The 25,953-nt window shown below is 65.4% G+C and carries 29 protein-coding genes; 17 read left to right on the top strand and 12 right to left on the bottom strand.

Features of this window, described 5'->3' with window-relative positions:
• Window positions 1-64 precede the first annotated feature (64 nt).
• Window positions 65-460, bottom strand: a complete 396-nt coding sequence (locus BM337_RS15160) for a DUF5788 family protein (protein ID WP_089817486.1) — start codon at window positions 458-460, stop codon at window positions 65-67.
• 249 nt (window positions 461-709) lie between these two features.
• Here BM337_RS15160 and BM337_RS15165 point away from each other — a divergent pair, with 249 nt between their 5' ends.
• Window positions 710-1,546, top strand: coding sequence for a winged helix-turn-helix domain-containing protein (locus BM337_RS15165; protein WP_245778683.1), 837 nt, complete (start codon window positions 710-712; stop codon window positions 1,544-1,546).
• A 60-nt stretch (window positions 1,547-1,606) separates the two neighbouring features.
• On the opposite strand, the gene BM337_RS15170 is transcribed toward BM337_RS15165, so the two are convergent.
• Genes BM337_RS15170 through hisC form a run of 4 tightly spaced genes read right to left on the bottom strand, consistent with a single transcriptional unit; the run spans window position 1,607 to window position 4,385 of the window.
• Complete coding sequence (locus BM337_RS15170) at window positions 1,607-2,149, bottom strand: multiprotein bridging factor aMBF1 (RefSeq protein WP_089817488.1); 543 nt, start codon at window positions 2,147-2,149, stop codon at window positions 1,607-1,609.
• Window positions 2,150-2,191: 42 nt separating this feature from the next.
• A complete protein-coding gene (locus tag BM337_RS15175) occupies window positions 2,192-2,800 on the bottom strand; it encodes a CDP-alcohol phosphatidyltransferase family protein (RefSeq protein ID WP_089817489.1) in 609 nt (202 codons plus the stop codon).
• Window positions 2,797-3,315 carry an adenylate kinase family protein gene (locus BM337_RS15180; RefSeq protein ID WP_089817490.1) on the bottom strand — a complete coding sequence of 173 codons (519 nt, stop codon included), beginning with the start codon at window positions 3,313-3,315 and terminating at the stop codon, window positions 2,797-2,799. Before BM337_RS15180 ends, BM337_RS15175 begins: the two co-directional genes overlap by 4 nt.
• Complete coding sequence (gene hisC, locus BM337_RS15185; protein ID WP_089817491.1) at window positions 3,312-4,385, bottom strand: histidinol-phosphate transaminase; 1,074 nt, start codon at window positions 4,383-4,385, stop codon at window positions 3,312-3,314. Before hisC ends, BM337_RS15180 begins: the two co-directional genes overlap by 4 nt.
• A gap of 130 nt (window positions 4,386-4,515) precedes the next feature.
• On the opposite strand from hisC, the gene BM337_RS15190 reads away from it, so the two are divergent.
• Entirely contained in the window at window positions 4,516-4,965 is a 450-nt protein-coding gene (locus tag BM337_RS15190; RefSeq protein ID WP_089817492.1) for a CopD family protein, read from the top strand.
• A 47-nt stretch (window positions 4,966-5,012) separates the two neighbouring features.
• On the opposite strand, the gene BM337_RS15195 is transcribed toward BM337_RS15190, so the two are convergent.
• Entirely contained in the window at window positions 5,013-5,786 is a 774-nt protein-coding gene (locus tag BM337_RS15195) for a fumarylacetoacetate hydrolase family protein (protein ID WP_089817493.1), read from the bottom strand.
• A 208-nt stretch (window positions 5,787-5,994) separates the two neighbouring features.
• On the opposite strand from BM337_RS15195, the gene BM337_RS15200 reads away from it, so the two are divergent.
• From BM337_RS15200 to BM337_RS15235, 8 genes are all read left to right on the top strand, one after another.
• Complete coding sequence (locus BM337_RS15200) at window positions 5,995-6,726, top strand: NAD(P)-binding domain-containing protein (protein ID WP_089817494.1); 732 nt, start codon at window positions 5,995-5,997, stop codon at window positions 6,724-6,726.
• Window positions 6,723-8,198: a small ribosomal subunit Rsm22 family protein gene (locus BM337_RS15205; protein WP_089817495.1), complete on the top strand. Its 1,476-nt coding sequence runs from the start codon at window positions 6,723-6,725 to the stop codon at window positions 8,196-8,198. Before BM337_RS15200 ends, BM337_RS15205 begins: the two co-directional genes overlap by 4 nt.
• Before the next feature lie 99 nt (window positions 8,199-8,297).
• Complete coding sequence (gene surE, locus BM337_RS15210) at window positions 8,298-9,092, top strand: 5'/3'-nucleotidase SurE (protein WP_089817496.1); 795 nt, start codon at window positions 8,298-8,300, stop codon at window positions 9,090-9,092.
• Between the two features lie 105 nt (window positions 9,093-9,197).
• Entirely contained in the window at window positions 9,198-9,485 is a 288-nt protein-coding gene (locus tag BM337_RS15215; protein WP_089817497.1) for a winged helix-turn-helix domain-containing protein, read from the top strand.
• A gap of 176 nt (window positions 9,486-9,661) precedes the next feature.
• Entirely contained in the window at window positions 9,662-10,198 is a 537-nt protein-coding gene (locus tag BM337_RS21775) for a COG4315 family predicted lipoprotein (protein WP_281244915.1), read from the top strand.
• Between the two features lie 152 nt (window positions 10,199-10,350).
• Entirely contained in the window at window positions 10,351-11,274 is a 924-nt protein-coding gene (locus tag BM337_RS15225; RefSeq protein ID WP_089817499.1) for a DMT family transporter, read from the top strand.
• Window positions 11,275-11,346: 72 nt separating this feature from the next.
• Window positions 11,347-12,168, top strand: a complete 822-nt coding sequence (locus BM337_RS15230) for an AAC(3) family N-acetyltransferase (RefSeq protein ID WP_089817500.1) — start codon at window positions 11,347-11,349, stop codon at window positions 12,166-12,168.
• A gap of 112 nt (window positions 12,169-12,280) precedes the next feature.
• Complete coding sequence (locus BM337_RS15235; RefSeq protein ID WP_089817501.1) at window positions 12,281-12,961, top strand: carbonic anhydrase; 681 nt, start codon at window positions 12,281-12,283, stop codon at window positions 12,959-12,961.
• Between the two features lie 54 nt (window positions 12,962-13,015).
• Here BM337_RS15235 and BM337_RS15240 read toward each other — a convergent pair whose 3' ends face one another.
• From BM337_RS15240 to BM337_RS15250, 3 genes are all read right to left on the bottom strand, one after another.
• Window positions 13,016-15,445 carry a DUF2309 domain-containing protein gene (locus tag BM337_RS15240; RefSeq protein WP_089817502.1) on the bottom strand — a complete coding sequence of 810 codons (2,430 nt, stop codon included), beginning with the start codon at window positions 15,443-15,445 and terminating at the stop codon, window positions 13,016-13,018.
• On the bottom strand, window positions 15,435-16,922 hold the full coding sequence (locus tag BM337_RS15245) for a proton-conducting transporter transmembrane domain-containing protein (protein WP_089817503.1): 1,488 nt from the start codon (window positions 16,920-16,922) through the stop codon (window positions 15,435-15,437). The genes BM337_RS15240 and BM337_RS15245 overlap by 11 nt, the downstream gene beginning before the upstream one ends.
• Window positions 16,923-17,378: 456 nt before the next feature.
• Window positions 17,379-17,843 carry an Lrp/AsnC family transcriptional regulator gene (locus tag BM337_RS15250; RefSeq protein ID WP_089817504.1) on the bottom strand — a complete coding sequence of 155 codons (465 nt, stop codon included), beginning with the start codon at window positions 17,841-17,843 and terminating at the stop codon, window positions 17,379-17,381.
• Between the two features lie 257 nt (window positions 17,844-18,100).
• Between BM337_RS15250 and BM337_RS15255 the strand changes: the two genes are divergently transcribed.
• On the top strand, window positions 18,101-18,361 hold the full coding sequence (locus BM337_RS15255) for an antitoxin VapB family protein (RefSeq protein WP_089817505.1): 261 nt from the start codon (window positions 18,101-18,103) through the stop codon (window positions 18,359-18,361).
• Complete coding sequence (locus tag BM337_RS15260; RefSeq protein ID WP_089817506.1) at window positions 18,358-18,750, top strand: type II toxin-antitoxin system VapC family toxin; 393 nt, start codon at window positions 18,358-18,360, stop codon at window positions 18,748-18,750. Before BM337_RS15255 ends, BM337_RS15260 begins: the two co-directional genes overlap by 4 nt.
• A 201-nt stretch (window positions 18,751-18,951) precedes the next feature.
• Here the strand turns inward: BM337_RS15260 and BM337_RS15265 are convergent, their stop codons facing one another.
• Window positions 18,952-19,644, bottom strand: a complete 693-nt coding sequence (locus BM337_RS15265; protein WP_218155575.1) for a helix-turn-helix domain-containing protein — start codon at window positions 19,642-19,644, stop codon at window positions 18,952-18,954.
• An 87-nt stretch (window positions 19,645-19,731) separates the two neighbouring features.
• Between BM337_RS15265 and BM337_RS15270 the strand changes: the two genes are divergently transcribed.
• Genes BM337_RS15270 through BM337_RS15280 form a run of 3 tightly spaced genes read left to right on the top strand, consistent with a single transcriptional unit; the run spans window position 19,732 to window position 22,425 of the window.
• Complete coding sequence (locus tag BM337_RS15270) at window positions 19,732-20,193, top strand: DoxX family protein (RefSeq protein ID WP_089817507.1); 462 nt, start codon at window positions 19,732-19,734, stop codon at window positions 20,191-20,193.
• Window positions 20,186-21,928 carry an FAD-dependent oxidoreductase gene (locus tag BM337_RS15275; protein ID WP_143117730.1) on the top strand — a complete coding sequence of 581 codons (1,743 nt, stop codon included), beginning with the start codon at window positions 20,186-20,188 and terminating at the stop codon, window positions 21,926-21,928. The genes BM337_RS15270 and BM337_RS15275 overlap by 8 nt, the downstream gene beginning before the upstream one ends.
• Window positions 21,929-21,930: 2 nt before the next feature.
• Complete coding sequence (locus BM337_RS15280) at window positions 21,931-22,425, top strand: hypothetical protein (RefSeq protein ID WP_089817509.1); 495 nt, start codon at window positions 21,931-21,933, stop codon at window positions 22,423-22,425.
• A gap of 116 nt (window positions 22,426-22,541) precedes the next feature.
• On the opposite strand, the gene BM337_RS15285 is transcribed toward BM337_RS15280, so the two are convergent.
• Entirely contained in the window at window positions 22,542-22,829 is a 288-nt protein-coding gene (locus BM337_RS15285) for a chorismate mutase (protein ID WP_089817510.1), read from the bottom strand.
• Window positions 22,826-23,683 (bottom strand): shikimate kinase, encoded by an 858-nt coding sequence (locus BM337_RS15290; protein WP_089817511.1) that lies wholly within the window; start codon window positions 23,681-23,683, stop codon window positions 22,826-22,828. The genes BM337_RS15285 and BM337_RS15290 overlap by 4 nt, the downstream gene beginning before the upstream one ends.
• Window positions 23,684-24,143: 460 nt before the next feature.
• On the opposite strand from BM337_RS15290, the gene BM337_RS15295 reads away from it, so the two are divergent.
• Window positions 24,144-25,418 carry an inorganic phosphate transporter gene (locus BM337_RS15295; RefSeq protein ID WP_089817512.1) on the top strand — a complete coding sequence of 425 codons (1,275 nt, stop codon included), beginning with the start codon at window positions 24,144-24,146 and terminating at the stop codon, window positions 25,416-25,418.
• A 53-nt stretch (window positions 25,419-25,471) separates the two neighbouring features.
• On the top strand, window positions 25,472-25,921 hold the full coding sequence (locus BM337_RS15300) for a universal stress protein (protein WP_089817513.1): 450 nt from the start codon (window positions 25,472-25,474) through the stop codon (window positions 25,919-25,921).
• Window positions 25,922-25,953 lie beyond the last annotated feature (32 nt).

Consider the following 25,953-nt stretch of genomic DNA (forward strand, 5'->3'; position numbering starts at 1 on the left):
TCTCGGGAACCTGGAGGACGGTAGCAGTGCCGAGTAAGTGGAGGAGGCTCGTTCGCAATCGCCGCTATCTAATAAGCGAGAGGAGTTCTCTCGCGTCCTCGAGCTTTTTCTGTCGTAACTCCTCCTCGATGCCTGGGGAATCCAGCCCGTCGAGTGCGTTCAGCGCGCGGTCGATACCGTAGATGCTCCGCACGAGTCGTTCGCCTTCTTCGCACGAAATCTCGTCGCGAGCGATCCGGTGTTTTCGCTCGAGCCGTTCGCGCTGGAGTTTCGTTTTCATTTCGTCGATACGCTCGCGCTCGCTCTCGGGAACGGTATCGAGCCGTTCGCATTCGAACACGAACTCGTTCAGGTCGATCGTCGCACCCTGGATGGTGATCTCGTCGGGGATTTCTTCACCGATGGTCCCCGACGGCCGTCTGACCTTGTCGACGAGGCGCTGTCGTTTTCTCTCGTTCATGCGCCCTGTTTCCCGGCGATACCCAATGGGCAGAGTCGGTGTTCGACCGGCGTTGAATAATTACGAGACACTGCACTTGGACCAGTACGCATCGGTTCGATGACCATCGCTGATTACGTTCGAAGCTCGTTCTGCGGGGAATGTATTCGTTCGGAGTACCGAATTACTCAAAGCAATTTGACACGAACGTTTACCATCAAGGCACCGCATCTCCGAACGATGGAGGGGGAAGAACCGGACCCGACCAGGGTGTTCGACCTGGTGAGTGATTCTACTCGGATGGGAATTCTTCGAGCGCTCGCGGATGCCTACAGCGAGGAACCGACCGATCCGTGGCTGGAATATACGGAACTCCAGGAGGCGGTCGGGATCCGGGACAACGGCAACTTCAACTACCACCTCGAACAGTTGGGCGACCTCGTCGTGAAAGAGCCGACGGGATACATGATCTCCCGCATCGGTATGGGGGTCGTCTCGGCGGTTTCCTCGGGCGCCCTCGACCCAGAGCGGACGTGGGGTCCGATCGACGCACCAGGAGCGTGTTACCACTGTGAGGATTCGTTGCAGCTCCACTACGAAGACGGGATACTTCGACTTACGTGTGGAAGGGACGAACACGCAATCCCCCTGTCGGTCCCGCCGAGCCTCCTAGAATCACACCCGGAAGACGAGTTGATCGAGCGAATCGCGTTCCTGGAAAACCGGTGGGGTGCACTCCTCCGTCAAAACATCTGTTCGGAGTGCCACGGACGCGTAGACGGAGAGATAGAGTTGGGCGGCGCTCGGAGCGAGCATTACCACTATCACGGTCACTGCCACCGCTGTGGGTTCCAGCACGGAATTCCGGTCGGGATGTATCTCGTCAGTCACCCAGCCGTGACGAGTTTCTTCTACGAACGCGGCGTCGACGTCCGGACCGTCCCGTTCTGGACGCTGGAATTTTGCAAACCCCATAGCGAGACGGTGCTATGTACGGATCCGCTCCGTCTACGGGTGGACGTAACTCGGGAGAACGAGACCTTATCCATCACGCTGGACAGAGCAGGAACAGTCACTGCGACGGAGCGAGCGCAGACGACCGCCTGAGAATACGGGCCACCTCGTTCCCCGTTCGTACAACCACCGTTCTCCCTACGGTCAAACCGCTCAGTCTTTTCGCTTGACGACGTCACCGAGCGTGTAACTTCCGCTGCTCGACCCCCCTTCCCATTCCTCGTCGGCGTCGCTCGACCCGGCCGTGAGCGTGATATCGAGCGAACTTTCGAGTTTCTTCTGGACGTCGTCGCTCGGGAGTGTGTCGCCGCGTTCGAGTTTCCGGATGAGGCTCGCCTTCTCGTTGAGTTCGTTGGCCAGGTCCTCCTGACTCATGTCCGTGTTCTCGCGAGCGTTGCGGATGCGCTCGTCGTAGTCCTGGGCGAGTTCGTCCATCTGGTCGAACATGTCGCGGCGGCGTCCCCCACCGGAGCTTCCCGAGGACCCGCTGGACCCGCTCCCGCTGCTCGAGGAGGACCCGGAGGACCCCGACGAGCTACTGGTCGAATACTTGGTGGACGTGCTCGACGCGGAGTCCTCGGTCCGAATCTCGGTGCCGAACTCCGTGCAGTCGTCGCACACGTCGAGTTCCGCGCCCTCGATCTTCACGCGGTTCGGACTCCCGACGTCTTTCCCGCACATCTCACACTGAACCATGTCCGTCGCTTCGACACGCCCCGGCATAAATCGCACGCACCGTCAGGAGAGCGCGCGCATCGAGTAGTAAAAGCGCTGGAGCGCAGTGAGGTGGCCCACGAGCGCGAGGGCGACCAGCAGCCAGCCGACGATCGTGAGTCCGGCGACGGCGTCGGTGTAGAACGCGGCGACGCCGGCCGTAATGCCGATGAGGGCGAGCCGGTCCGCGCGGCCGACGAGGCCGCCGTAGACGCGGTCGAGGCCGACGGCCTGAGCCTGGGTTCCGAGGTACGAGGTCATCAGGACGCCAGTGACCGCGGCGAGGCCGATGTCGTACCGACCGATGCCGGCCGCGAGCCCCACCAGGAGGACGATGTCGGCGTAGCGGTCGAGGACGTGGTCGAGCAGGTCGCCAGCCCGGGAGCTGACGTCCAGCTCCCGCGCGAGCGCGCCGTCGACCAGGTCGAGCCAGCCGTTGACGAAGACGAGCACCGCGCCGGCCAGGTAGAGGACTGGATCGGAGCCCGCCAGGTAGAAGACGACGGCGGCCGCCGCGGCGGCGACGAAGGCGACGACGCTCACGCCGTCCGGCGAGATACCGAGGCGCTTGGCGCCGCCGACGAACGGCCCGAGCATCCTGTCGGCCAGGTCCCGGTATTTGTCCAGCGTCATAGCCACTCGATGTACGTGACCTCGCCCGCGCTCGGTTCGCGCTCGCCGGCGACGACTGCCGCTATCGCCGCGGCGACGTCCTCGGGCGACTGCTCCGTCGTGTCTATCTCGTAGACGCTGTCGAGCCCGTGGGTCTCGACGGCCTCGGAGAGGACCACGTCGAGCGCTTCGCTCTCGGCATTTTCGTAGGCCTTCGCGTCGCCGTCGCCGCGCTCCCGGAGCCGCTCGACCACGGTGTCGGGATGGGCCCGGAGCACGACCACGCGGTCGGCCTCGAAGTTGTGGGCCAGATGGGATTCGAAGAGAAGGTCGTCGCGACCCTCCAGCCATCCGGCGACGGCGTCGAGGTCCGCGATGACACTCCCCCGGTCTTCGTCGGTGCCTTCGTCGAACCCCTCGGACTTGATCACGTCATTGAGGTGGACGACGTCGAGGTCGAAGTCGGGGTCCGATGCGAGCAGGTCTGTCGCCGTCGTCTTCCCGGTTCCCGGCGTCCCCGTGACGGCGACTCTCACTCGGCCAGCACCTCGTTTATCGTCTCGACGGCCGTCTCGGCGTCTTCGCGGGTCCCGCAGGTGACGCGGACGCACTCGGGGAGGCCGAAACTCGTGCAGTCGCGGACGATGACGCCCTCGCGTTCAGCCGCGTCCGCGACGGCCGTCGCGTCGCCGACTTCACAGAGCACGAAGTTGCCGCCGCTGTCCCACGTCGGCGCGTCGAGGTGCTCGTGGTAGTACTCCCGGGCCCAGCGAGCGGTCTCGACGGTCCGCTCGACGTGCTCGTCGTCGTCCAGCGCGGCGAGTCCGGCGCGGCAGGCCAGTTCGCTGGCGGCGAACGGTGTGTTGATCCGGGCGTAGGCGTCGGCCCACGCCTCGGGGACCAGCCCGTAGCCGAGGCGGACGCCGGCCAGCCCGTACACCTTCGAGAAGGTCCGGAGGACGGCGACGTCGTCGCGTTCGTCGAGCAAGTCGGCGGCGCTCGGGTTCTCGGTGAACTCGCCGTAGGCCTCGTCGACGAGGATCAGCGTCTCCTCGTCGGTGCGTTCGGCCAGTTCGACGACGTCCTCGTTGGTCATCTCCGACCCCGTGGGATTGTGCGGGCTCGTGACGTAGACGATGCGCTCGCCGTCGTAGGAATCCAGGACGACGTCGGGCGTCTGGGCGAAGTCGTCGGCCTTCGATAGCTTGTAGGTCCCGACGGTGCCGTGGTGGAACCGGGCGCTCATCGGGTAGTAGGCGAAGCCCGGTTCGGGCGCGAGTACGGCGTCGCCCGGTTCGAGCATCGCGCGAGCGAGGTAGTCGAGCACGCCGTCGCCGCCGTTGCCGAGCCACACCTGCTCGCCTTCGACGGACCACTGCTCCGCGATGGCCTCGACCAGGTCTGCGTGGGACGCCTTCGGATAGGAGTGCATCCGGTCGGCGCCCTCGCGGATCGCCTCGACGGCGGCCGGGCTCGGGCCGTACATGTTCTCGTTCGACGCGAGTTTCACGAGGTCGTCGGGGTCCATCCCCAGTTCGCGGGCGACTTCGTCGACGCCGCGACCCGCCCGGTACACCGTGTGGGCGGAGAGGTCGCGTGGTTGCATGGGTGAGGCAAGCAGACGGCGCGGCTTAAACGTGCCCAACTGACGTGATCGGTCCACACGCGAGCGCGGGAGGCGGGTGAGTGCGGTGGCTTTCACCGGGCTTCAAGGGACCTGCTACCCCATCATCGCTATGGGATTCGTCGAAGCCGCCGTGTACGGGGTGCATCTGCTCTTCGCGGGCCTGTGGTCCGGGAGCGTGCTGTTCGTCACGCTCGCCGTCCTGCCGACGGCGATGGACGGGGACATCGACCCCGCCCCGATGGAACTGGTGTCGAACCGACTCAAACAGGTGTCCCGGGTGAGTGCGCTCTTGCTCCTGCTGACCGGCGGGCACCTCGCCGCGACGTTTTACACCGGCTCCTCACTACTGAACACGACGCGAGGCAACCTCGTCCTCGTCATGGTCGCGCTGTGGTTCCTGCTGGCGGCGTTCACCGAAATCGCCGCGAGTAAGCTCTCGGACGGACTCGCACAGCAGAAGATCAGAGAACCGGCGCGGAACGCCAGACCGTTCCTCCTCGCCGCGTCGCTCGTCTCGGTCCTCCTGCTGTTCGACGCCGGCGCGCTACTCGGACTGTAACGGAGGTCGCGACGGAATTTTCCGGGAGAAGAACCGCGTAGCGACGGTCAGGGGATGCGAACGGTGTGCGAGAGCGTCCCGACGCCCTCGACCTCTATCTCGACCCGGTCGCCGTTCTCCAGCGGGCCGACGCCCGAGGGCGTCCCCGTCGAGATGACGTCGCCCGGTTCGAGCGTCATGTAGCTCGTTATCTCCTCGATGAGCTCCGGGATGGAGAAGATGAAGTTGTCGCGGGAGGAGGACTGGCGGGTCTCGCCGTTGACGCGGGACTCGATGGTGGCGTCCTCGGGGACGTGCTCCGGGGTCGCGACGAGCGGGCCGATGGGACAGGCGTTGTCGAAGGCCTTGCCGCGGACCCAGTTTTGCTCCTGGCGCTGGTCGTCACGGTTCGAGAGGTCGTTGACGCAGGTGTAGCCCGCGATGACGTCCTCGGCGCCCTTCGCGGTGACGTTCTTGCACTGCTCGCCGATGACGACGCCCAGTTCGGCCTCGAAGTCGATGCGCTCCTTGTCCGGCAGCAGCGTCACCGTGGAGTTGTGGCTGGCGACGGTGTTGGGCGGCTTCAGGAAGAGCATGGGCCGGTCCGGGATGTCCTTGCCCGTCTCCTCGGCGTGGTCGGCGTAGTTGAGGCCGACGCAGACGATCTTCGTGGGCTCGCAGGGGGGCAACACCTCGACCTCCTCCGGCGAGTACGACTCGTCGCCGAAGGCGATGCGGCCGTAGGGGCCCGCGGCCGCGGTGACGACGGGTTCGCCGTCCTCGACGGTCCACCGGCCGCCCCGGACGTTCCCGGCGGAGTCGCGGAATCGGACGCGTTTCATGCCTCGGGGATCACGACCTGACCTGATAAGCGTTTACAAGGGGAGTTCCGGCCCCCTCGGTCGGTTCGACGTGCGTCTACGGAGCCATCGTCAGCCGTGAATGGGCGTGCGGGTCGGCGGCGTCGTCGCCGGTCACGTGAAACCCGATTCGGGGCCGCGATAGACCGGACCGAACCGCTTTTGCACGGGCACGGGCTATCCGCGGTCGATGAAACTGCTCGTGGTGGGTGCCGGCGCGATGGGTCGGTGGTTCGCCGAGCGCGTCGCCACCGCGGACGACCAGGTCGGCTTCGCCGACACCGACCCGGACGCCGCCCGGGCGGCCGTCGAAGACGTCGGTGGCCGCGTCGTCGATCCGGAGAGCGACGAGCGCTTCGACGTCGTCTGCGTCGCCGTCCCGATGCCGGCCGCGCCGGACGCCATCGAAGCGTACGCTCCCCGGGCGGAGCGGGCTATCTGCGACGTGACGGGCAGCATGCGCGACCCGATGGCGGCGATGCACGAGCACGCGCCCGACTGCGAGCGACTGAGCCTCCACCCCCTCTTCGCCCCGGAGCGAGCGCCGGGCAACGTCGCCGTCGTCACGGACAACGGCGGCGAGGTCAGCGAGACCGTCCGGGAGCGACTGACCGCCGGCGGAAACGACGTCGTCGAGACGACGCCCGAGGAACACGACCAGGCGATGGAGACCGTCCAGGCGCGGGCGCACACGGCCGTCCTCGCGTTCGCGGCGGCCGCCGATGACGTCCCCGACCACTTCCAGACGCCCGTCTCCGCGGGCCTGTTCGACCTCGTCGAGCAGACGACCGGCGGCGAGGGGCGCGTCTACGCGGACATCCAGGCCGCCTTCGACGGCGCCGACGACGTCGCCACCGCGGCCGCCGAGATCGCCGACGCGGACGCCGACCGATTCGTCGACTTCTACGAGCGCCTCTCATGAATCCTGACCAGCGCGAGCAGGTCCTCTCGAACGCCAAATACCTGCGCAACGTCCGCCCGCTCGACCCCGACGAGATCTCCGAGTACGTCGAAGGCCAGCCACATCCGGCCGTCGTCCGGCAGGTCATCCGCGAGGAGGCCTTCGACCTCGGCGTCGTCGAGCGCGACGACGGGACCTTCGAGCCAGCGCCCGAGGAACCCATCTCCGTCGCCTTCCACGGCGTCGAGACGTTCCCGGAGCGCCACGCCGCGACGCTCGAGGAACTGCTCGTCGAGGAATTCGGCGTCGACTGGCCGGACGGCGAAAGCGGCGAGCGCCTCCGGGACCGGATCCGCCAGGTCAAGGACCGCTACCTGCGGCAGGTCGACGTCACCTACGACGAACTGACGGCGCTGGGGTACGCGATTTACCACCTCCCAGACTACTACGCGACGACCCAGTACGTCCTCGCGGACCTGGCCCGAGACGGGCTGATCGAACGGCCGCTCCGCGTCCTCGACGTCGGCGCCGGCGTCGGTGGCCCCGCGCTCGGCCTCCTCGACCTGTTGCCGGAGGACGCGCTCGTCGACTACCACGCGGTCGAACCGAGCGACGCCGCGGACGTCCTCGAGCGGATGCTCGAGGGCTACGGCCCGAACGTCCGGACCACGGTCCACCGGGAGACTGCGGAGGCGTTCGAGCCCGGCTCTGCGGACGCGGACGGGAGCGGAGGTGCGAGCGAAAGCGGAAGCGGGAGCGAGGGCGGGACGGACGGCGGGTTCGACCTGATCCTGTTCGGCAACGTCCTCAGCGAACTGGCCGACCCCGGGGCCGTGGTTCGACGATACCTCGACGCGCTCGCGACCGACGGCTCGCTGGTCGCGCTCGCCCCGGCAGACCGGAACACGGCCATCGAACTGCGGGAGATAGAGCGCGATGTAGCGGACCGCGGGCCGGCGACGGTGTACGCGCCCACGGTCAGGCTCTGGCACGGCGAATCTCCCGAAGGCGAGTCCTGGTCGTTCGACGTCGAGCCCGATCTCGCCGTTCCGGAGTTCCAGCGTCGACTCGACGAGGCCGCGACCGATCCGGACCACGAACCCGGCGAGTTCGTCAACGTCGACGTGCAGTACGCCTACTCCGTCCTCCGCCGGGACGGCGAGCGGGCCATCGAAGCCCAGGGGAGCAGGGAGTTCGCGGCGAAGATGGCCGACGCCGAGGACCACGTCACCGAGCGCGTCAACCTCGTCGCGGTCAAACTCAGCAACGACCTCTCCGAGGGCGGCAATCCACTCTTCCTGATCGGCGACGGGAGCCAGGAGACCGACCACTTCGCGGTCCTCACCGACGAGTCGACGCTCAACGCAGACCTGCGGCGGGCCGACTACGGCGACTTGCTCTTCTTCGAGAACGCGCTGGTGCTGTGGAACGACGACGAAGCGGCCTACAACGTGGTCGTCGACGGCGAGACGGTCGTCGACGCGGCCTCGTGACCGGCCCGGGCACCGAGTCCGTGGGCTCCGACGAGAGCGGTCCTCGCCACGGCTCGACCACCCGGCAGGCTTTTCGTCGGCACGCCCACACAGCGGACCATGGTAGGAACGGAGCCGTCGATCCTCCTGACGAACGACGACGGCATCGAGAGCGTCGGGTTTCGCGCCCTCTACGACGCCCTGTCCGAAGTCGGCGACGTGACGGCCGTCGCACCGATGGCGGACCAGAGCGCCGTCGGCCGGGCCATCTCTCACGAGGTGACGGTCCACGAGTACGACCTGGGCTACGCCATCGAGGGCACCCCGGCCGACTGCGTCGTCGCCGGGATCGAGTCGCTCGTCCCAGACGCCGATCTGGTCGTGGCTGGGTGTAACGAGGGAGCCAACCTCGGGTCGTACGTCCTCGGCCGGTCGGGGACGGTAAGCGCCGCCGTCGAGGCGACGTTCTTCGACGTCCCGGCCATCGCCGTCTCGATGTACATCCCCGTCCGCGAGGACACCGCGTTCTCCGACGTCGAGACCGACCCCGGGAGCTACGCCGAGGCCCAGCGAGTAACGAGCTACCTCGCCGACAACGCCCTCCAGTCGGGGGTCTTCGAGCGATGTGACTATCTGAACGTCAACGCCCCCGTCGCGGAGTGGGGCCCCGCGCCGATGGCAGTCACCGAGCCCTCGACCGTCTACGAGATGGGCGCCGAGAAGGAGGGCGACCTGATCACGCTCCACGACCGTATCTGGGAGCGGATGGCCGACGGGGACATCCCCGACCCCGAGGGAACGGACCGCCGGGCCGTCGTCGACGGCAAGGTGAGCGTCTCGCCGCTGACCGCACCCCACACGTGTCAGCACCACGACTCGCTCGACGCGCTCGCCGAAGCGTACGACCCGGCCTGAACCGGCGCGAAGTCGTCTCTGGCCCTATATTTTAGGCATTATATACTGCATAAAACCGTCGCGGCTCCAGTGCGTTTACGTACCTCCCCGGGAAACTGCCCGGCGATGGACGGCGTCCTCTGGCAGTTGCTCGCCAGTTCCCGCGGAGCAGCGACGCGTTCGCGACTGGTCCGGGAACTCGAGGAGAGACCGAAGAACGCCAACGAGCTCGCCGAGTCGCTCGGCGTCGACTACACCACCGTCAGACACCACCTCGACGTCCTGATGGAGCACGACGTGCTCGAACCGACCGGGGACGGCTACGGGGCAGTGTACGTCTTCACGGCCGAGGCCGACGCCCACTGGGACGTGGTCGAGGAGATACTCGGGACGGTTCCGGAAGAGGAGGCCTGATCTGGGACCGCATTCGGAGAGTGGATCCAACGAAGAAGTAGTACCGCAAGACCATCATGGGTCGGAAGGGCCCGCAGTGAGTCGACGAGTTGGGACGGATTTCGGACGGAGTTGGGAAAATCCTGAAATGGAATTCGGCCGACTGTCAGGCCGTGCCAACTACACGGCGAAAGTTCGTGGGGATTGCGGGGAGTACAGTCGCGCTCGCCGGGTGTCTGGGAATCGGAGAGGGCGGGTCAGGATCGGACTCAGACAGCGGATCTGGGTCGGGGTCGGGATCTGACGCTGGATCTGACTCAGGCTCCGGTTCGGACACAGGTTCCGGGTCGAACTCCGGGGCGGGGTCGGGAGCAGACTCGGGACCGGCTGTCACCGTCCGCTCGCACGAGGAACACGGGGAGATCCTCGTCGGGAACGACGACATGGCTCTCTACATGTACGACAGGGACTCACAGGGTGAGGGGGAGAGCGCCTGCGGCGCCGACTGCGCGGACGGGTGGCCGCCGCTGACTGTCGACGGGGATCCGGCGAAGGGCGACGACGTCGCCGCGGACCTGACGACGTTCGAGCGGGAGGACGGCGCGACGCAGGTTGCCGCCGCCGGCTGGCCGCTGTACTACTTCGCCTCGGACGAGGAACCAGCCCACACCAGAGGACACGGCGCCAGCGACGTCTGGTGGCTCCTCCGTCCCGACGGGTCGAAGGTCGAGTAGAGGTCACCGACTGCGGCGTGCGACGACCGGTCGAACCTCGTTCGTCAGCAGACGCGCGCGCCAGTCGATACACTGTTTAGCCACCAGCGGTCGAGTAAGACCGTGATGGTCGGAACAGTCCTCGAAACGGACCGTCGGGCGGGTGGGCCGGCGTGAGGTACCGCAATCTCGTCCTGTTCCTCGCGCTGGCCGTCGCCTGGGGCTCGGCCTTCACCGCCATCAAGGCGGGCCTCGAGTTCTTTCCGCCGGTGCTGTTCGCGGCCTTCAGGTACGACGCCGCGGGCGTCCTGATGCTCGCCTATGCGGTCTACGCCACCGACCAGTGGCGCCCTGTGTCCCGTCAGGAGTGGTACCTGGTCGGCGTCGGCGGCCTCCTGCTGATCGCCGCCTATCACGCCTTCCTGTTCGTCGGCGAACAGGGTACCACGAGCGCCGCGGCGGCCATCATCGTCAGCCTCTCGCCGGTCCTGACCACCGGCTTCGCGCGCGGCCTGCTCCCGGACGAGCGCCTCACGGCGCTGGGAATCGCCGGCCTCCTCCTCGGCTTCGCCGGCGTCGTCGTCCTGAGTAACCCCGACCCGAGCAACCTCGTCACGAGAAGTACCGTCTCGCAACTGCTCGTCTTCCTCGCCGCCGCGTCGTTCGCACTCGGCAGCGTCCTCACGCGCCGCATCGACGCCGACCTCCCCATCGAGACGATGGAGGCCTGGTCGATGCTGCTGGGCGCGGTGCTGATGCACGTCGTGAGTCGCTTGCTCGGCGAATCCGTGGCCGGAGTCGAGTGGACCGCAGACGCCGTCCTCGCGCTCGCGTACCTCGTCGTCGTCGCGAGCGCACTGGGGTTCCTCGTCTACTTCGACCTGCTGGAACGCCTCGGCCCGATCGAGATCAACTTCGTCTCCTACGCGGCGCCCGTCGTCGCCGCCGTCACCGGATTCCTCGTCCTCCAGGAGACGCCGTCCGTCTTCACCGTCGCCGGGTTCACGTTGATCGTCATCGGGTTCGCGCTCCTGAAACGCGACGCCCTCCGTGACGAGGTGCGTTCGATCCGGCGCTCGATCGGAACGCGGGACTGAACCCACACGGTAAACGGTACCGTCCCACAGTCCGGGAGAACACTGAAGCGCGTGCTCTTCATCTGCCGTCGCATGAGCGAAGCGGACGCCATCGACCGAGCCGACGAACCTGTCACCGTCTCCTCGCTGGTCGCCGACCTGCGCGACCTCGGCGTCGAAGCGGGCGACACGCTCCTGGTTCACTCGTCGACGAGCGCGCTCGGCTGGGTTTCGGGGGGACCGCTGGCCGTTATCGACGCCTTCCAGGAGGTACTGACCGACGCGGGAACGCTGGTGATGCCGACGCACACGACCCAGTACACCGATCCGGCGGACTGGGAAGCGCCGCCTGTCCCCGACGACTGGGTCGACTCGATCCGCGAGTCCAGGCCGCCGTATCGGCCAGAGGTCACCCCGACGCGGGGGATGGGCGCGATACCCGAGTGCTTCCGGAACTACCCGGACGTCGTTCGCAGCTGCCACCCACAGTACTCGTTCGCTGCGTGGGGTGGGGCGGCCGACGCCGTCGTGACCGACCACGGCCTGGACGACCCTCTCGGGGAGAACTCCCCGCTGGCCCGGGTCTACGACCGCGACGGTGACGTCCTCCTGCTGGGCGTCGGCCACGACAGCAACACGTCGTTCCACCTCTCGGAGCACCGGGCCGACTTTCAGAAAGAGCGGACAGTGAGCACGGCGCCGATTCTCGAAGACGGCCATCGAGTGGACGTCGAGATATCCGACCTCGAGACGAGCACAGCGGACTTCGACGCGCTGGGGTCAGCGTTCGAACGAGAGGTCGGACTCGTCTCCGGGGCGGTCGGCGCGGCGACGGCCAGACTCGCCAGCCAGCGGGCACTCGTCGACTTCGCCGTCGAGTGGTTCGAGGCCCACCGCCGACCGGACGGTCCCTGACCGGGAGCCAGCGCGACGGGCTGTCGACCGGATCCGCCGGCAGGCTCCCGGACCCGTCGCCGATCTGGCCCTGGGCGAAGTACTATACCGGCTGGCGCACGTCCGGTTAGCCATGCGGCGATCCTTCGTCGACATCCTGGAACGGAACGCCGACCACGCCGAGGCGTTCCAGTTCAGCTTCGACGACCTCCAGGAGGACCAGCACCCGGAAGTCGTCAGCGTCAGTTGCTCTGACTCTCGCGTCCTCCACGACCACGTGTGGGGCAACGACGAACCCGGCCACGTCTTCACCTGTAGCAACATCGGCAACCGCGTCACCCAGCGCGGGGCCTCGGGCGACGTCGTCTCCGGGGACGTCCTCTACCCCGTCGAACACACTGGCACGGAGACAGTCGTCGTGATGGGCCACACCGGCTGCGGAGCCGTCACGGCGACCTACGACGCGCTCAGCCACGGGCTATCGGACCTGCCTGGCATCGAGTACTGCCTCGAACTGCTGAAGCCCCACGTCGAACCCGGCGTCGAGGCGCTCCCCGACGGGCTGGACCGCTCGGCCGCAGTCAACCACCTCGTCGAGTACAACGTCGACCAGCAGGTGTCGGTGCTCCGGGACTGCGACGAGATCGGTGACACCGTCGACGTGATCGGGGTCGTCTACGACTTCCAGGGCGTCTACGGCGGCCGTCGCGGGGAGGTGCACGTGATCAACGTCGACGGCGAGCGCTCGGTCGAGGCGCTGCGGGAGGCGTACCCCCAGATCGACTCGCGCATCGACCGCCTCTGGACGTACTGAGAGCGGACGGTCTGGTCCGAGCGAGGGGCGGGAAGGGCGAAATCGTGCGGGCGGTCAGTGAACGATCGGTTCGCGCACCTGCGGCTCCCACTCCAGGTCGCCCTGGTAGTGGAACGGCTCGTTCTCCTGTTCCGGGTCCACCACGGTGAGCGACAGCCAGCCGTTGTCGAACAGTTCACCGACCGCCGCGTGGTCACGGAGAATCTCGGTGACTCGATCGACGGGGGCGTGGATCACCGCCGTGAGACGGAGCGGCTGGTGGTACGGCTGGTCGTCGGCCGCCATGAGCGACTGCAGCGGGAGCCCGGTCATCAGGTCGCCACCGTTCCCCTGCACGACGCCGACGTTGCCGCGCGGGTTCTGCGTGACCTTCGAGCCGCTCCCGTAGACGCCGTTGTCGACCGTCGCGAAGTAGTACTGGTTGTTGATCCACTGGGTCACGACGAGCGGACCGGTCACGATGGCCTCCAGGGCCTCGCCGTCCGGGTCGGTGGTCCAGTCGTAGGAGTGCAGGAACGCCCGGCCCTCCAGGTTCCGCCCCTCGGTCAGTTCTCGCGGCCCGATGACGAAGGAGGCGTTGCCGGCCAGTCCCCACTCGGGACGGGTCTCCGCCCAGTCGGCCGTCCGTCGCTCCGTCTCCCGGACGGCGTCCGCCGGGTCGCTGCCCGGCATCGACGCCGTCCGTTCGGCCGCGGCCGCGGCGCGCGCCCGTTCGAGGACCTCGCGCAGGCGTTCGAGGTCCGACGCGTGGCTCTCGGGGACGTGGCCGTCGAACAGCGCGATCTCGTCGGTCGTCGTGTTGTGCTCGCCGGCGAGGAACACCGTGTCGGCGGGGACGTCGAATCCGCGCTCCCGCAGGGTGGCCCTGACGTCCTCGTCGTTGCAGATGGCGGCGAGGACGCGCGCGTTCGGACCGCCCGGGTTCCCGGCGCAGGCGCCGCAATCGAGGCTCGAATCGAACGGGTTGTTCGTCGTCTCGCTCGCGTGGCCGGTGAAGACGACCAGCCTGGCGAACTCCTCCCAGCCCATGAGGTCGAAGGCGGTCTCGGCGTAACTGACCTTCTCCTCCAGGGTCATCCCCTGGGGGAGCGGTTCGTCGCCCTCTGGGTCGGCGCAGCGATCGACCGTCGGCCTGCAGATCTCGGCGTGGTCCGGCGTCCAGTCGTCGATGGCCCCGGAGACGTCAGCGACAGTCGACGGGAAGAGCGTCCGTGCGGCCATCGCCCCTCCGTAGGCGCTCCCGCCCCCCTCGACGAAGGTGAAGGCGGCCGCCACGTTCGTCTTGAGCGACTTGAGGTGCTTTCGGCCGGCCGTCGTCAGCTGGGACCACCAGTCGCGGGGCGTCTTTCGGGCGTCGGTGTCGGAACGGCGACGTTCGGTGACGCGGTGCTGCGGGTCCACGATCGGCGGACAGGCGTCGACCTCGACGTCGGAGTCGTACGCCTCGTAGCGCATGGGTACGCCGAAAAAGCCTGCGTACCCGTGGGTCTCGTACGGACCGGCGGCCTCGACGTGGCGCCGGATAACCTCCGAACGCGTATCGATGCAGAAGACGAGCTGGGCGGCCGGGCGCTGGTCGTCGGTGGACTGCGACGTCGTGGCCTCCCGATCGATCTGGTCGAGGAGCCGGGCGCGGTAGCTCTTCTCCCACGCTGTCAGCCACATCTCGGGTAGCGGCACGTCCTCGTCGCCTGCTCGAGCGATTTCGTCGGTATCGGCCTCGTGGTCGCCGGCTCCGTGCTCCCCCTCGTCGGGGGCGACGGGCGCGTCCAGCAGCTCGGCCAGCGTCAGCCGCACGGCGAGGTACTCCAGCAGCGAGACGGGGTGCGCTTCCTGCCACGGGCCGGCGTGGCCGTCGGCGCGCTGTTTGATGAAGCCGGTCCAGCCGGGGAGTGCAGCGAGGTGGTGTTCGAAGATAGCTTCCCAGCGACCCTGTGGGTACTCCGAGAGGACCGTATCCAGCGCCGTTGTCGGGCTCTCGGGGAGGTCGGCTGGGTCCTCACAGGTCGGCACCTCGTCGTCGTGCGGGACCAGGGCCCGCCAGGCGGCGTAGAATCCCTGATCGCGGCCCGGCATCGACCACTGGGCCTGCCCCTGGTCGAGGAACGCGGCGAGCCACTTCGAGAGGACTCGGTCGAGCGTCTCCGCGGCGGCGTCCGTCTCGGTCTGCCGCCTGGATTCGGCCGCTGTCATCTCCTCGAGTAGCGTCTCCGGGTCCCCGGAGACGTCGTGTGCGTCCAGTTCCGCGGCCAGCACGTCGGGGTCGATCTGGCCGTTCTCCCACGCCTGGCGGAACACCGTCGGGTGCGGATAGCCACGACCACCGAACAGCTGTTCTGCCTCCGCGACGGCGCGGTGGAACGGTTGGTCCTCGAACCCGGCCAGGGGGTTGGCCGTGACGAACGAGTGGAGCGGCCAGACCGATCCGACGGTCTCGGCGGCGCGGTCGATGCTGTCGGTGAGGGCGTCTCGTTCAAGCGTCATCGTAGTCCTCCTTGCGCGTGAGAATCGTGTCCGGGTCCGGCTGCGAGACGTTGAGCAGCGCCACGTAGAGACGCTCGCTCGAACGGTGCCAGCCCAGTTCCGTCGCGACGTACGCCGCCGTGAACAGGACCGCGAGGGCGCCGTGGACGGCGGTCAGTTCGGTCGGCGCCTCCGACATCGGAGCGCCCGAGATGATCGTCGAGATGGCGTTGAACAGGGCGGCGTAGGCGCCGATGGCCGTCAGGACGATCACTGGCACGCTGACGAGCCTGAGCCACGGTAAGAGGACCGCTCGCCTGAGGATGTCACGCGTCGCGTGCATCGTCGTCAGGACGACGATAAAGGTCAAGAAGAGCCCGCTGTTCAGTTCCGTCCCCTTGCCGGTGAGCGCCGCGAACAGGACGCCGCCTCCGAGGGCAGTGAGGAGACTGACGCCGACGCGTGCGAGCGACGACTCGGTGTGTTTCCCGACCCCTGGGGTCGTCCGTTCGACTGCCTCACCCGAAGAGAGGAACAGGTACGCCTTGTAGAAGCCGTGCAGGACGAGGTGGGTGACGGCGGCGGCGAAGAAGCCGAGGCCGCACTGGAGGATCATGAAACCCATCTGCGCCATGGTCGAGGCGCCGAGCTTTCGTTTGACGTCCGTCTGGACGAGGAGCATGGCCTGACCGAGCAGCGCGCTGAAAGCGCCCACGACGACGATGGCCGACAGGAGGAGCGTCTCGCCCGAGAGGAGCGGTGCGAAACGAGTCAGCAGGATCCCGCCCGCGTTGACGAAGCCGGCGTGCATCAGGGCGGATGCCGGCGTGGGCGCGGTCATCGACGACAGCAGCCACGTGTGAAACGGGAACAGCGCCGACTGGATGGTCGCCGCGAGGAAGAGACAGCAGACGGCGGCGAGGAGTGCCAGCCGCGGTATCTGCTGGGCCTCTTGGAGAATTCCGGTGATGGCGGTCGCGCCGGTCGTCCAGCCCAAGATGGCCACGCCGGCAGCGAGCAGGGCGCTACTCGCGAGGAAGTACCGGCGAGCGGTCCCCGCGGCGGCCTGTGCCTGTGCCCACTCGCGCTCGTGGCCGATGAGTGACGCCATGAGGAACCCCATCGCCAGCCACGCCGCCACGAACAGCCCGACGTTGTCGGCCGCCGTCATCGTCATGACGACGACGGTGAACGCGAAGATGCGACCGAAGAACCCCTCGAGGTAGCGGTCGCCGGCCATGTAGCGACGGGAGTAGCTGTGGACGATGCCGCTGAAGAACGTGACGACTGCCCACACGACCGCAGTCAGCCCGTCGACGACGAACAGGTCCAGTACCGACCACCCACCTCCTGCCCGGGCTGTCAGCGCGAGCACGCCAAGGCTGAAGAGAAACAGCGCCCAGACCGCCGCGGTCGCGGCCCGCGGAACGAGTGAGTCAGACTGCGTCGCTGTTTCGGAGAGCGTCACTGCCTCGTTCGAACGCGTTTGACCTGCCATTGTTCGTATCCTCGGCGCGACCAGCACAGCGCTCCGTCACCACACGCACTCCGAGACGTCTGGCGTCACTCGCGCGACTGGTCGTCGTTACTATGGATTGGAACAGACTGGTTATTATATCCATCGAAATTACCAATATGTTCGCTGGACTAAAATGAAAGAACGTTATGGTCGCGCAGCGTCGGCGACGGCGGGTGGACGCACCGAGTCACTGACGGCGGCCGGACCCGGCCAACCGTCGTTGTATCGACGACGACGTACTCCTTTCAGGCACCGGTATCGGACGTGAGCGTGCCCGTGTGCGTCGCGATTCGGATCGATCGAAGGCTGGAAGCGGACGGATAAAACACCACTGGAAGAACGATCCGGTAGTGAGTTCCCGTAAACCGAACGGTTCGTTCAGGGGGGCGACTCGGTGGGGTTCCTCGTCACGAACGCGGATCGACCAGCGGAGAATCAGCGCGAGGAAAAGCCGTCGAACGGCGTCGCCTCGTGACTGCGGACCAGCACCTCGTCGGCCACAGTCAGCCCCATGTCGAGCAATTCCTGAGCGACGGGGGTGATGTCGTCGTCCGTCTCGCCGACGGCCGTCACGAGGAGGTTCTTCTCGCCGGTAACCAGTTCCTGAACCGAGACGACGCCGGATATCTCCAGGATGTCGTCGATGAGCTCGCCGCGTTCCGGGATCGGGGCCGTACAGAAGAGGAGCATCCGGAGCGGATAGCCGGACTGCTGGTAGTCGACGTCGGCGCTGTAGCCCTTGATGATCCCGTCTGATTCGAGCCGCTGGATGCGCTTGCGGACCGTGCTCGACGAGGCGTCCGTCCGCTCGGCGATCTCACCCGACGAGAGGTTGCGAGCGTCGTCCTGTAGCGCGAACAGGATCTCTCTGTCGACGTCGTCGAGTTCGTACTCCGTCATGGCCGTGGTTCCCCACGGAGAGTATAAGGACCTTGGGCCTGGAGAGCGCGGCGTGGCCGGCGAGCAAGGATTCCCATAACTGGACTCCCGGATAGGGCAGTGAGCCGGCTATCGAGACTCCCGCTGTTCGACCTTGTTCAGGTCTATAACTCACGTTACACGGTTCCGCACATCTCGCCGGCTTTCCGCTATGTGATACTGAGCGATCGGGCCTCGCGCGAATTTTTTTAAGCGTACACGTACTACTGTGTACTACGATGGCCACGAAGACGATCTCACTCGACGAAGAGGCCTACGAACGGTTGAGGGCCCGAAAGAAAGAAGGGGAGAGCTTCAGTGAAACCGTCAAACGCCTCGCGGGGGAACGGTCGTGGAATGAAGTCGCAGGTATCCTCTCCGAGGAGGAGGCTTCGGACCTCGAAAGCGCGATTGGGGAGGGGCGAGATCGGTCGGGAGAACGGAGCGACCGCCTCACAGCGGAGCTAGACGAAGCTATTGGTAACGGGAAGGCGGAATGATTCAGGACACGTCGTTTATCATCGACCTGTTACGTGGAGACGGAAACGCAAAACAGCTTCTCGACATCGTCGAGAAGGAATCAAAGCCACAGAAGGTATCTTCCGTAACGGTCCTCGAACTCTACGAGGGCGTTGCCCGTTCGCAAGCGCCAGAAACGAAACGTCAGCGTATCCTCGACGTATTGGAAACGAAGCACGTGGTAAGTGCCGACCAAGCCGTAATGCGAAAAGCCGGGAAACTCGCCGGTCAACTAATCAACGGTGGCAAGCAGATCGAGCGGGAGGATTGTATTATCGCAGCGACTGCCCTCCTGAACGACGAGTCGATTATCACGAGAAATACCAAACATTTCAACCGAGTCGATGACCTCGAAGTAAGGTCGTACTAGTGGAAATTATCCGGTGGAGCAACTTCTACCAGCTCTCGCGCTGCTCCACTTTGTTCAGGTAGCCGAAATCCATACTGTATCTGGTCGAAATTTAACGGGTTCCGCACTTCAGATCCGTCGATAACGGTCATTACAGCCACACACGACTTCGCATATATAAACCGACTAACCGTGGAGCAATGGGTCGCTCAGGGTTGGGGGTCAGGAGACAATTCCGTTGAATACCCGAGCCTCGATTTTCTGTAGATGTTCACCAACGGTCCCGACCGAGAGGCCCATCTGATCGGCGATATCGCGGTGGGTCGCTTTACGCGGAACGTCGTAGTAGCCAAGGTCGAGAGCGACGTCCAACACCTCTCGCTGACGGTCAGTCAACAACGACACGACGTTACCCCCGACCTCAGGATAGGCACCAATGCGTTCTACAGTGACGTCGAGTTCCGCCGGAACGTCGGCGAGGGCTTCCTGTAATGCGCTGTTCGTCTCACCGATCATCGTCACTCGGAGACCTCCACGTTCGGCGCCCTCGATGGGGAAATCGAAGAACACCTCGTGAGTGCGCGGCAGTTGCAAAAATCGTTTTATCTCCGGTGGCGGTCGAGCATGTACGAATACGAGTCCGCTTCGGCTTCCCTGGCCGGAGATGCTATAGCCGAGCACGTCTGCGTCCTCTTCCAACAACGTTCTCGCTCGCTCTATGTCCCCCCGTAATTTACCGAACAGGACGGCGGTTCCGTCTTCCAGCACGTTGAGGTGATAGACGCGTTCTCTTTCGAACTCGGAATCCGTACCAAACATCCGATACGCGATGTGGGGTTCGTTTCGTTGCCCGAGGGTAAAGATGAGTGCCCTCATGCGTTGTCCGTTTTCTCGTTCGTCGTTCTCCGAACGCATAGACTCACTTTCGATCGCTGCACCGTATATTAACTCCCGATAATGCTCGGCAGCATTTGAATATTCGTGTCCGCCGTATGGCCATCTATGAGTACAAAGAAGGGAACTCGAGCCGGAGACAACGAGCGGTATGATGCCGGACTAGAACCACTCGGCCTCGGTGACCGACTCCTGGATACCGTCTCATCGCTACTCGGAGTAGTGATGGTACTCAGCGGTGGCTCAAAACTCGCCGGTGTGGACCGTCAAGTCCAGAGTTTCGAACACTGGGGGTATCCGCAGTGGTTCCGGCTGGTTACCGGAACCGTCGAAGCGGTCGGTGGTCTTGGACTGTTAGCTGGCCGGGGACGACCAGTGTTCGGCGTCATGGGCGGCGGACTTACCGCCGGAACGATGGTGGGAGCGGTTTATACAGAACTCGTCCGTGCGCCCGACTCGTCGTCGAATCCCCGTCGGCCGGCCGCGTTGTTGATCGGCGGATTGCTAGCGACAGGACGGGCCTGGGAGCGAGTAAAGGAGGAGTGGGATCGGGAGGGACGTCGTGACTGATCCCGTCACGAGCGAGACGGAGGTACTGATCGTGGGTGCGGGTCCCACCGGATTGACCACGGCCATCGAACTTCGTCGGCGCGGCGTCGACTGCCGACTCATCGAGAAGGAAGACAGCTCCGTACAAACGTCACGGGCGCTGGCGATTCAGCCCAGAACGCTTCAAGCGTTCGAGGACATGGGTGTCTTGGACGAAGTATTGGAGAAGGGAGTTCGCGTCACCGGCGCAACCGCCTACGATGACGACGAATCGTTGTTCCACCTCGACATGGACAACGTTCGGCCTCCGTCACCGTATCCGTTCATCTGGTTCCTTCCGCAGAACCATACCGAGCAAATCCTCGGTCAGCGACTCGACGAACTGGGCGGTGAAATCGAATTCGAGCGCGAACTCGTCGGGTTCGGTCAATGGGACGAAATGGTCACGGCGACTGTCCGACACCGCGAGGACGGCAAAGAGCAGACCGAGGAGATCACAGCGAACTGGCTTCTAGGAAGCGACGGCGCGCACAGTCACGTTCGGGAGACGCTCGGTCTCGAACTCGAGGGTGTGACGACAGAACAGGAAGTCCTCGTCGCCGATGCGAAGGCCGATTGGACGCTCCCGAGCACCGAAGCGTCCATCTGGTTCCACGAGGAGGGTGTCGTGGCCGTCCTGCCGATGCCGGGCGAAGACCTCTGGCGGTTGTTCATCGACGTGACCCCCATCCCGCAAGCAGAGCGACCGGATGCGACTATCGACGTTCTCCAGCGATTGCTCCGGGAGCGGACGAGCCACCAGAACGTCACACTCCACGATGCCCCGTGGACATCCAATTTCGTCGCCAACCAGCGAATGGTTTCACGCTACCGTAGTGGACGGGTCTTCCTCGCAGGTGACTCGGCGCATATCCACAATCCGCTCGGTGGATTGGGAATGAACTTAGGCATCCAAGACGCGTACAATCTCGGGTGGAAACTCGTCCTCGTCTGCGAGGGGGTCGCCTCGGATGCACTTCTCGATACCTACGAGGAGGAGCGGAAACCGATTGCCCAGTCCGTACTGGAGAAAACGGGGAGATCGGGATCAGTGCTCGTCACCGCAAACCCAGCGGTGAAGGCGGTTCGGAACACCATCCTCCCTCGCGTACTTCGATCCAGTGGAGTTCAGGGACGTATACTACGGACGATGACACAACTCGACGATACGTACCGAGGTGGTTCACTGTCCACCGTTCAGATCGATTCTCCGCTCACTGGTCTACTGGATTGGACGTCAATACGAGACTTACGTGAACGGATCGAAGCTTCATGGCACGCACCGAGGGCTGGAGAACGAATTCTCGACGGTTCCTGCTACTACCCGGACGGAGCTGAGACATCGTTGTATCGCGAGATGCACGGGAAGATTGGATTCGTGATCCTGCTGTTCGCCGGCGACGTAGCCGCCGACGTCGACGCGTTGTTTCACGTTGCCGCTGAACTGGTCGATTTCGATGCCATCGAGATCCATCCGTACGTAATCGTCTCCGACGGCGTCGACGAGGTTCCGGATAGCGGAGAGGTCTCAGTATTGGTCGATAAAGCCAATCGACTTCACTCGCAGTACGATGCCACGGTTCCAACCCTCTACCTAATCAGACCCGACGACCACATCGGGTTCCGTGGTCAGCCGCCGCGGGTAGCTCCCCTCACCGCGTATCTCACCGACCGCCTTCACGCGCAACGCGATGACCGCGAGGTGGGTCTGAGATAACCATGGCGCTCGAATTGGTATCCGGAGTGGTTCTCTCACTGTTCGCGTTCGGTACTGCGATATTTTACATCCTTTCCCGGATCGAACGGTTCGTCTTGCCGCTGGCGTTCGACGTGGATGCAGAGACTGTCGATGACGACGACGTGCGGTTCGTTCACCGAGTGCTAAAACATCTCATTCCTGTTCTCCCGCCTTCGTACGGATTCGTGATTCTATTCGGGACTGTCGCCTTACTGTATCAGGGATTCGAACGCGGATGGGATTGGCCATCGGTGGTGATCATCACGTATTACTGGGGTATCTCGGGCTACTCTCTCGTGTTCGGAGATATAATCGGGGCAGTGAATCGCGTGAAAAACACGTCCAGCAACAGCGACATACAATCGGTGCGACAAGGTGTGCGAGAGCTGCTCGTTCAACACCATCTCGGGCTTGCTGCGAATTTGGGTGTCGTTGTCCTAGAATTCACGCTCATCGTCTGGCTCTCGTTCGGCTGAGAAGTTGTGTGAAGGTGCCAACTTACCTCTTTACGAATGACGACAGATAGAGCAACAGCCGGAAGAAGAATCGACTACTCTGACGGTGATAGAGGCTCTAAAACGCCCAAATTGGACTATCTGCTTTCCCGCTGCTCCACTTTGTTCAACTCGATGAGCAGCCGAAAGATCGCCTTGACGAGGTTGTCGTCGACGTCGAAGCGCTGGGCGTTGTCGCCGGCCCGGTCCATCACGGCCTGTTCCTGCTCTTCGTCGGTCGTCGGGAGGCCCTGCTCGTCTTTCACCTGTGCGATGGTGTCGGCGACGTAGGTGCGCTGGGCGATGAGTTCGACGATTTCGCGGTCGATGCTCTGTATCTCTTCGCGCAGTTCGTCGAGGTCCATGTCGTCGGGGTTCGTGCTCATAGTATCTGGGTACCCTCCGTCTGCGTGGTCGTCAGCCAGGTCCGGCCGGGGCGCTCGCTCCAGTACTCGCGGACCTGTTCCAGGGCGGGACGTTCACCGACGGCGGTGAACGACGGCCCGGTGCCCGAGAGCGAGACGCCCTCGACCTGTCGAAGTCCCTCGACCAGTGGTTCGGGGTCGAAGCCGAGCGCGGCGCAAAAGGCGAAACCGTTGACGGTCATCGCGCGCTGGTACTCGCTCGATAGCGCCAGGTCCTCGACGAGTCGGGCCATCGGCGCGATCTGCTGGCAGCGGCGGATGTCGGCGTCCGCGCTGAAGGACTGCTCCGGCGGCGTCCACACCAGCACGTCCCAGTCGACTTCCTCCCTCGAGAGGAGGTCGTCGTCGTCGTTGTCGGTGATAGTGACGCCACCGAGCATAGACGCCGACGCGTCGTCGAAGGCGCCCGTGGCGGTGACACCGACGTCACGGGCAGCCATCACGCCCAGGCGAGCGGCGTCCTCGCGGGTCATCCGGTCCGACTTGCCGAGCGCATCGAGCGTCGCGAGCACTGTCGCGTTTGCGGCGGCGCTGGAGCTCTTCAGGCCCGAGGCCATCTGGACGTCGCTCTCGGTCCTGACCGTCCCGCCAACGTCGTCGGGCCCGTGCGCGTCGACGACGTACTCGACGCACGTCTCGATCAGTCGCGTGTCCGCGTCCGGTTCGTCCTCGACGTCTCCCTCGAAGCCCCCGTCGTCCTCGGAGAGCTCGACAGTCGCCGTGGTGTACTCGTCGATGGCGAACGCCGACCCGACACCGGTCGAGAGCGCGTTGAGGACCGTGCCCGCGGCCGGGGCCGATGCCTTCCCCTGCATTGGGTGAGTGTCCCGCGCGCCGGTATTTACCTGTGGCGGTAGGTCGGCGCACGAGCGAACGCGAGGGCGCCGACGACAGAGCGCAGCGGGGAACGACGTGACCCGCGAGCAGGCCGGCGCGCGAACGAATGTGAGCGGGCCGTTGAAATAGCGCAGCGGGGAACGGAGTGACCCGCGAGCAGGACGGCGCGAGCGGAGCGAGCGCCGTCGGAAAGCGCAGCGGGAGCGACTGGAGCGGGCGCGAAGCGTCCGCGGTTACTCGAACGGGGAACGGAGTGACCCGTGAGAGCGGAGGGAGCGACACGCGAGCAGGACGGCGCGAGCGGAGCGAGCGCCGTCGGAAAGCGCAGCGGGAGCGACCGGCGCTGGCGACGGAGAGAACTGACCGATCGGTGACGACGCGTCGTCATCGAGACGACGGTCCCCAACAGCATTGAACGAAACGGTCGTACGGGTCGGTATGGTCGACGGATTACTCGTCGTCGGGCTGCTGGTCGCCGCCTTCGTCGGGTACAACATCGGCGGATCCTCCACGGGCGTCGCGTTCGGACCTGCCGTCGGGAGCCGGATCCTCGGAAAGGCCACCGCGGCGGGGCTGTTCACCGTCTTCGCGCTGTTGGGCGGCTGGACCATCGGCCGGAACGTCATCGAAACGATGAGCAGCGAGATCGTCCCGGCGACGCAGTTCAGTCTGACGGCGAGTGTCGGCGTGCTCTTCTTCGCCGGCGCGTCGCTGCTGATCTCGAATCTCTACGGCGTGCCAGCGTCGACGTCGATGACGGCCGTCGGTGCCATCGTCGGCCTAGGGCTCGCGACGGGGACGCTCAGGGAAGAGGTGATGTTCCGGATCGTCTCGGCGTGGATAATCGCACCGCTGCTCGCGTTCCTGGTCGGGATGTTGATCGGCCGCTACCTCTACCCCCACCTCGACGCGCGATTCACGTTTACGAGACTGGAGAACCCGCTGGTCCGGCTCGATCGCTCGGGAGCGGTACCGCGACCTGCGTTCAACGACCGGGCCTCGCTGTGGGACGTCCTCGGGGCGGCCCTCGTGCTCGTCATCGCGTGTTACATGGGCTTCAGTGCTGGTGCCTCGAACGCCGGCAACGCGGTCGCCCCGCTCGTCGGGAGCGGAGCGGTCTCCGTCGAGAGCGGGATCTTGCTGGCGATCGGCTCGATCGGGCTCGGCGGGTTCACCATCGCTCGCCGGACCCTGGCGACGGTCGGTGATGGGATCACCGAACTGCCGATCCTGGCGGCGCTAATCGTCTCGACTATCGGCGCGACGGTCATCACGGTCCTCTCGCGGCTCGGGATCCCCGCAAGCCTCGCGGTGAGTACGACCTGTTGTATCATCGGCCTCGGCTGGGGCCGTGCCAGCCGGGCAGTCACCGTCGCCGAGGCCGCGAAGGGGGCAGTCGACCCGGACGCCGCCCAGTTCGACGAGGGGGCGGGCCTCACCACCGGTGCGCTCACGGCCGACGACCCGGAGACCGGCGTGCCGAGCGGGCCGACGCTGGGAACGCTCGCGGCGAGCGAACGAGAACAGGAGGCGAACGCTCCCGGAGCGGAGGAAGATATCGACGTCCCCCCGATCGGCGAGGAGGACTTCGACGACCTCGCGGCCGAGAGCCTGTTCGACCCGGCCGCGACCAGTCGCATCGTGTTCCTCTGGGCGCTGACGCCCACGATATCGACGATCGGCGCGTACGTACTGTTCTCGATCGTCCTCTGAGCCGGACGCTGTCTCGGACCAGACCTTTCATCCGTACCCTCCTAACGAGTCACATGGGATCACACGTTCTCGTCCCGGTCGACGGCTCCGAGGAATCGCTGCGTGCACTGGCTCACGCGTTCGACCTCGAGGACGTGGACGTCACCGTCATCACGGTCGTCGACCCGTTCGACATCGACCCGCTCACTCCGGGGCTGCAGTCGCCGCTCGGCAAAGCCGGCCTTCCCGCGTACTCACAGGAGTGGTACGAGAAGGAGTGGGAGAACGCCCGAGAACTCCACGCCGACCTGCGTGCGGCCGCCGACGACTTCGACGGCGCGTACGAGAGCGTCGTCAAACTCGGCAACCCGGTCAGGCAGATCCTGCGCTACGCGGACGAACACGACGTCGACCAGATCGTCATCGGCGCGGCGAGCGACGACCCGCTCTCGCACGTGCTGCTCGGGTCGACCGCCGAGGGCGTGACGAAACGCGCCAAATCGACTGTGACGGTCGTGCGGTGATACGACGCTCCGGGAGATCACCGAGGCGAAGG

The organism is Halomicrobium zhouii (assembly GCF_900114435.1).
Taxonomy (GTDB): domain Archaea; phylum Halobacteriota; class Halobacteria; order Halobacteriales; family Haloarculaceae; genus Halomicrobium; species Halomicrobium zhouii.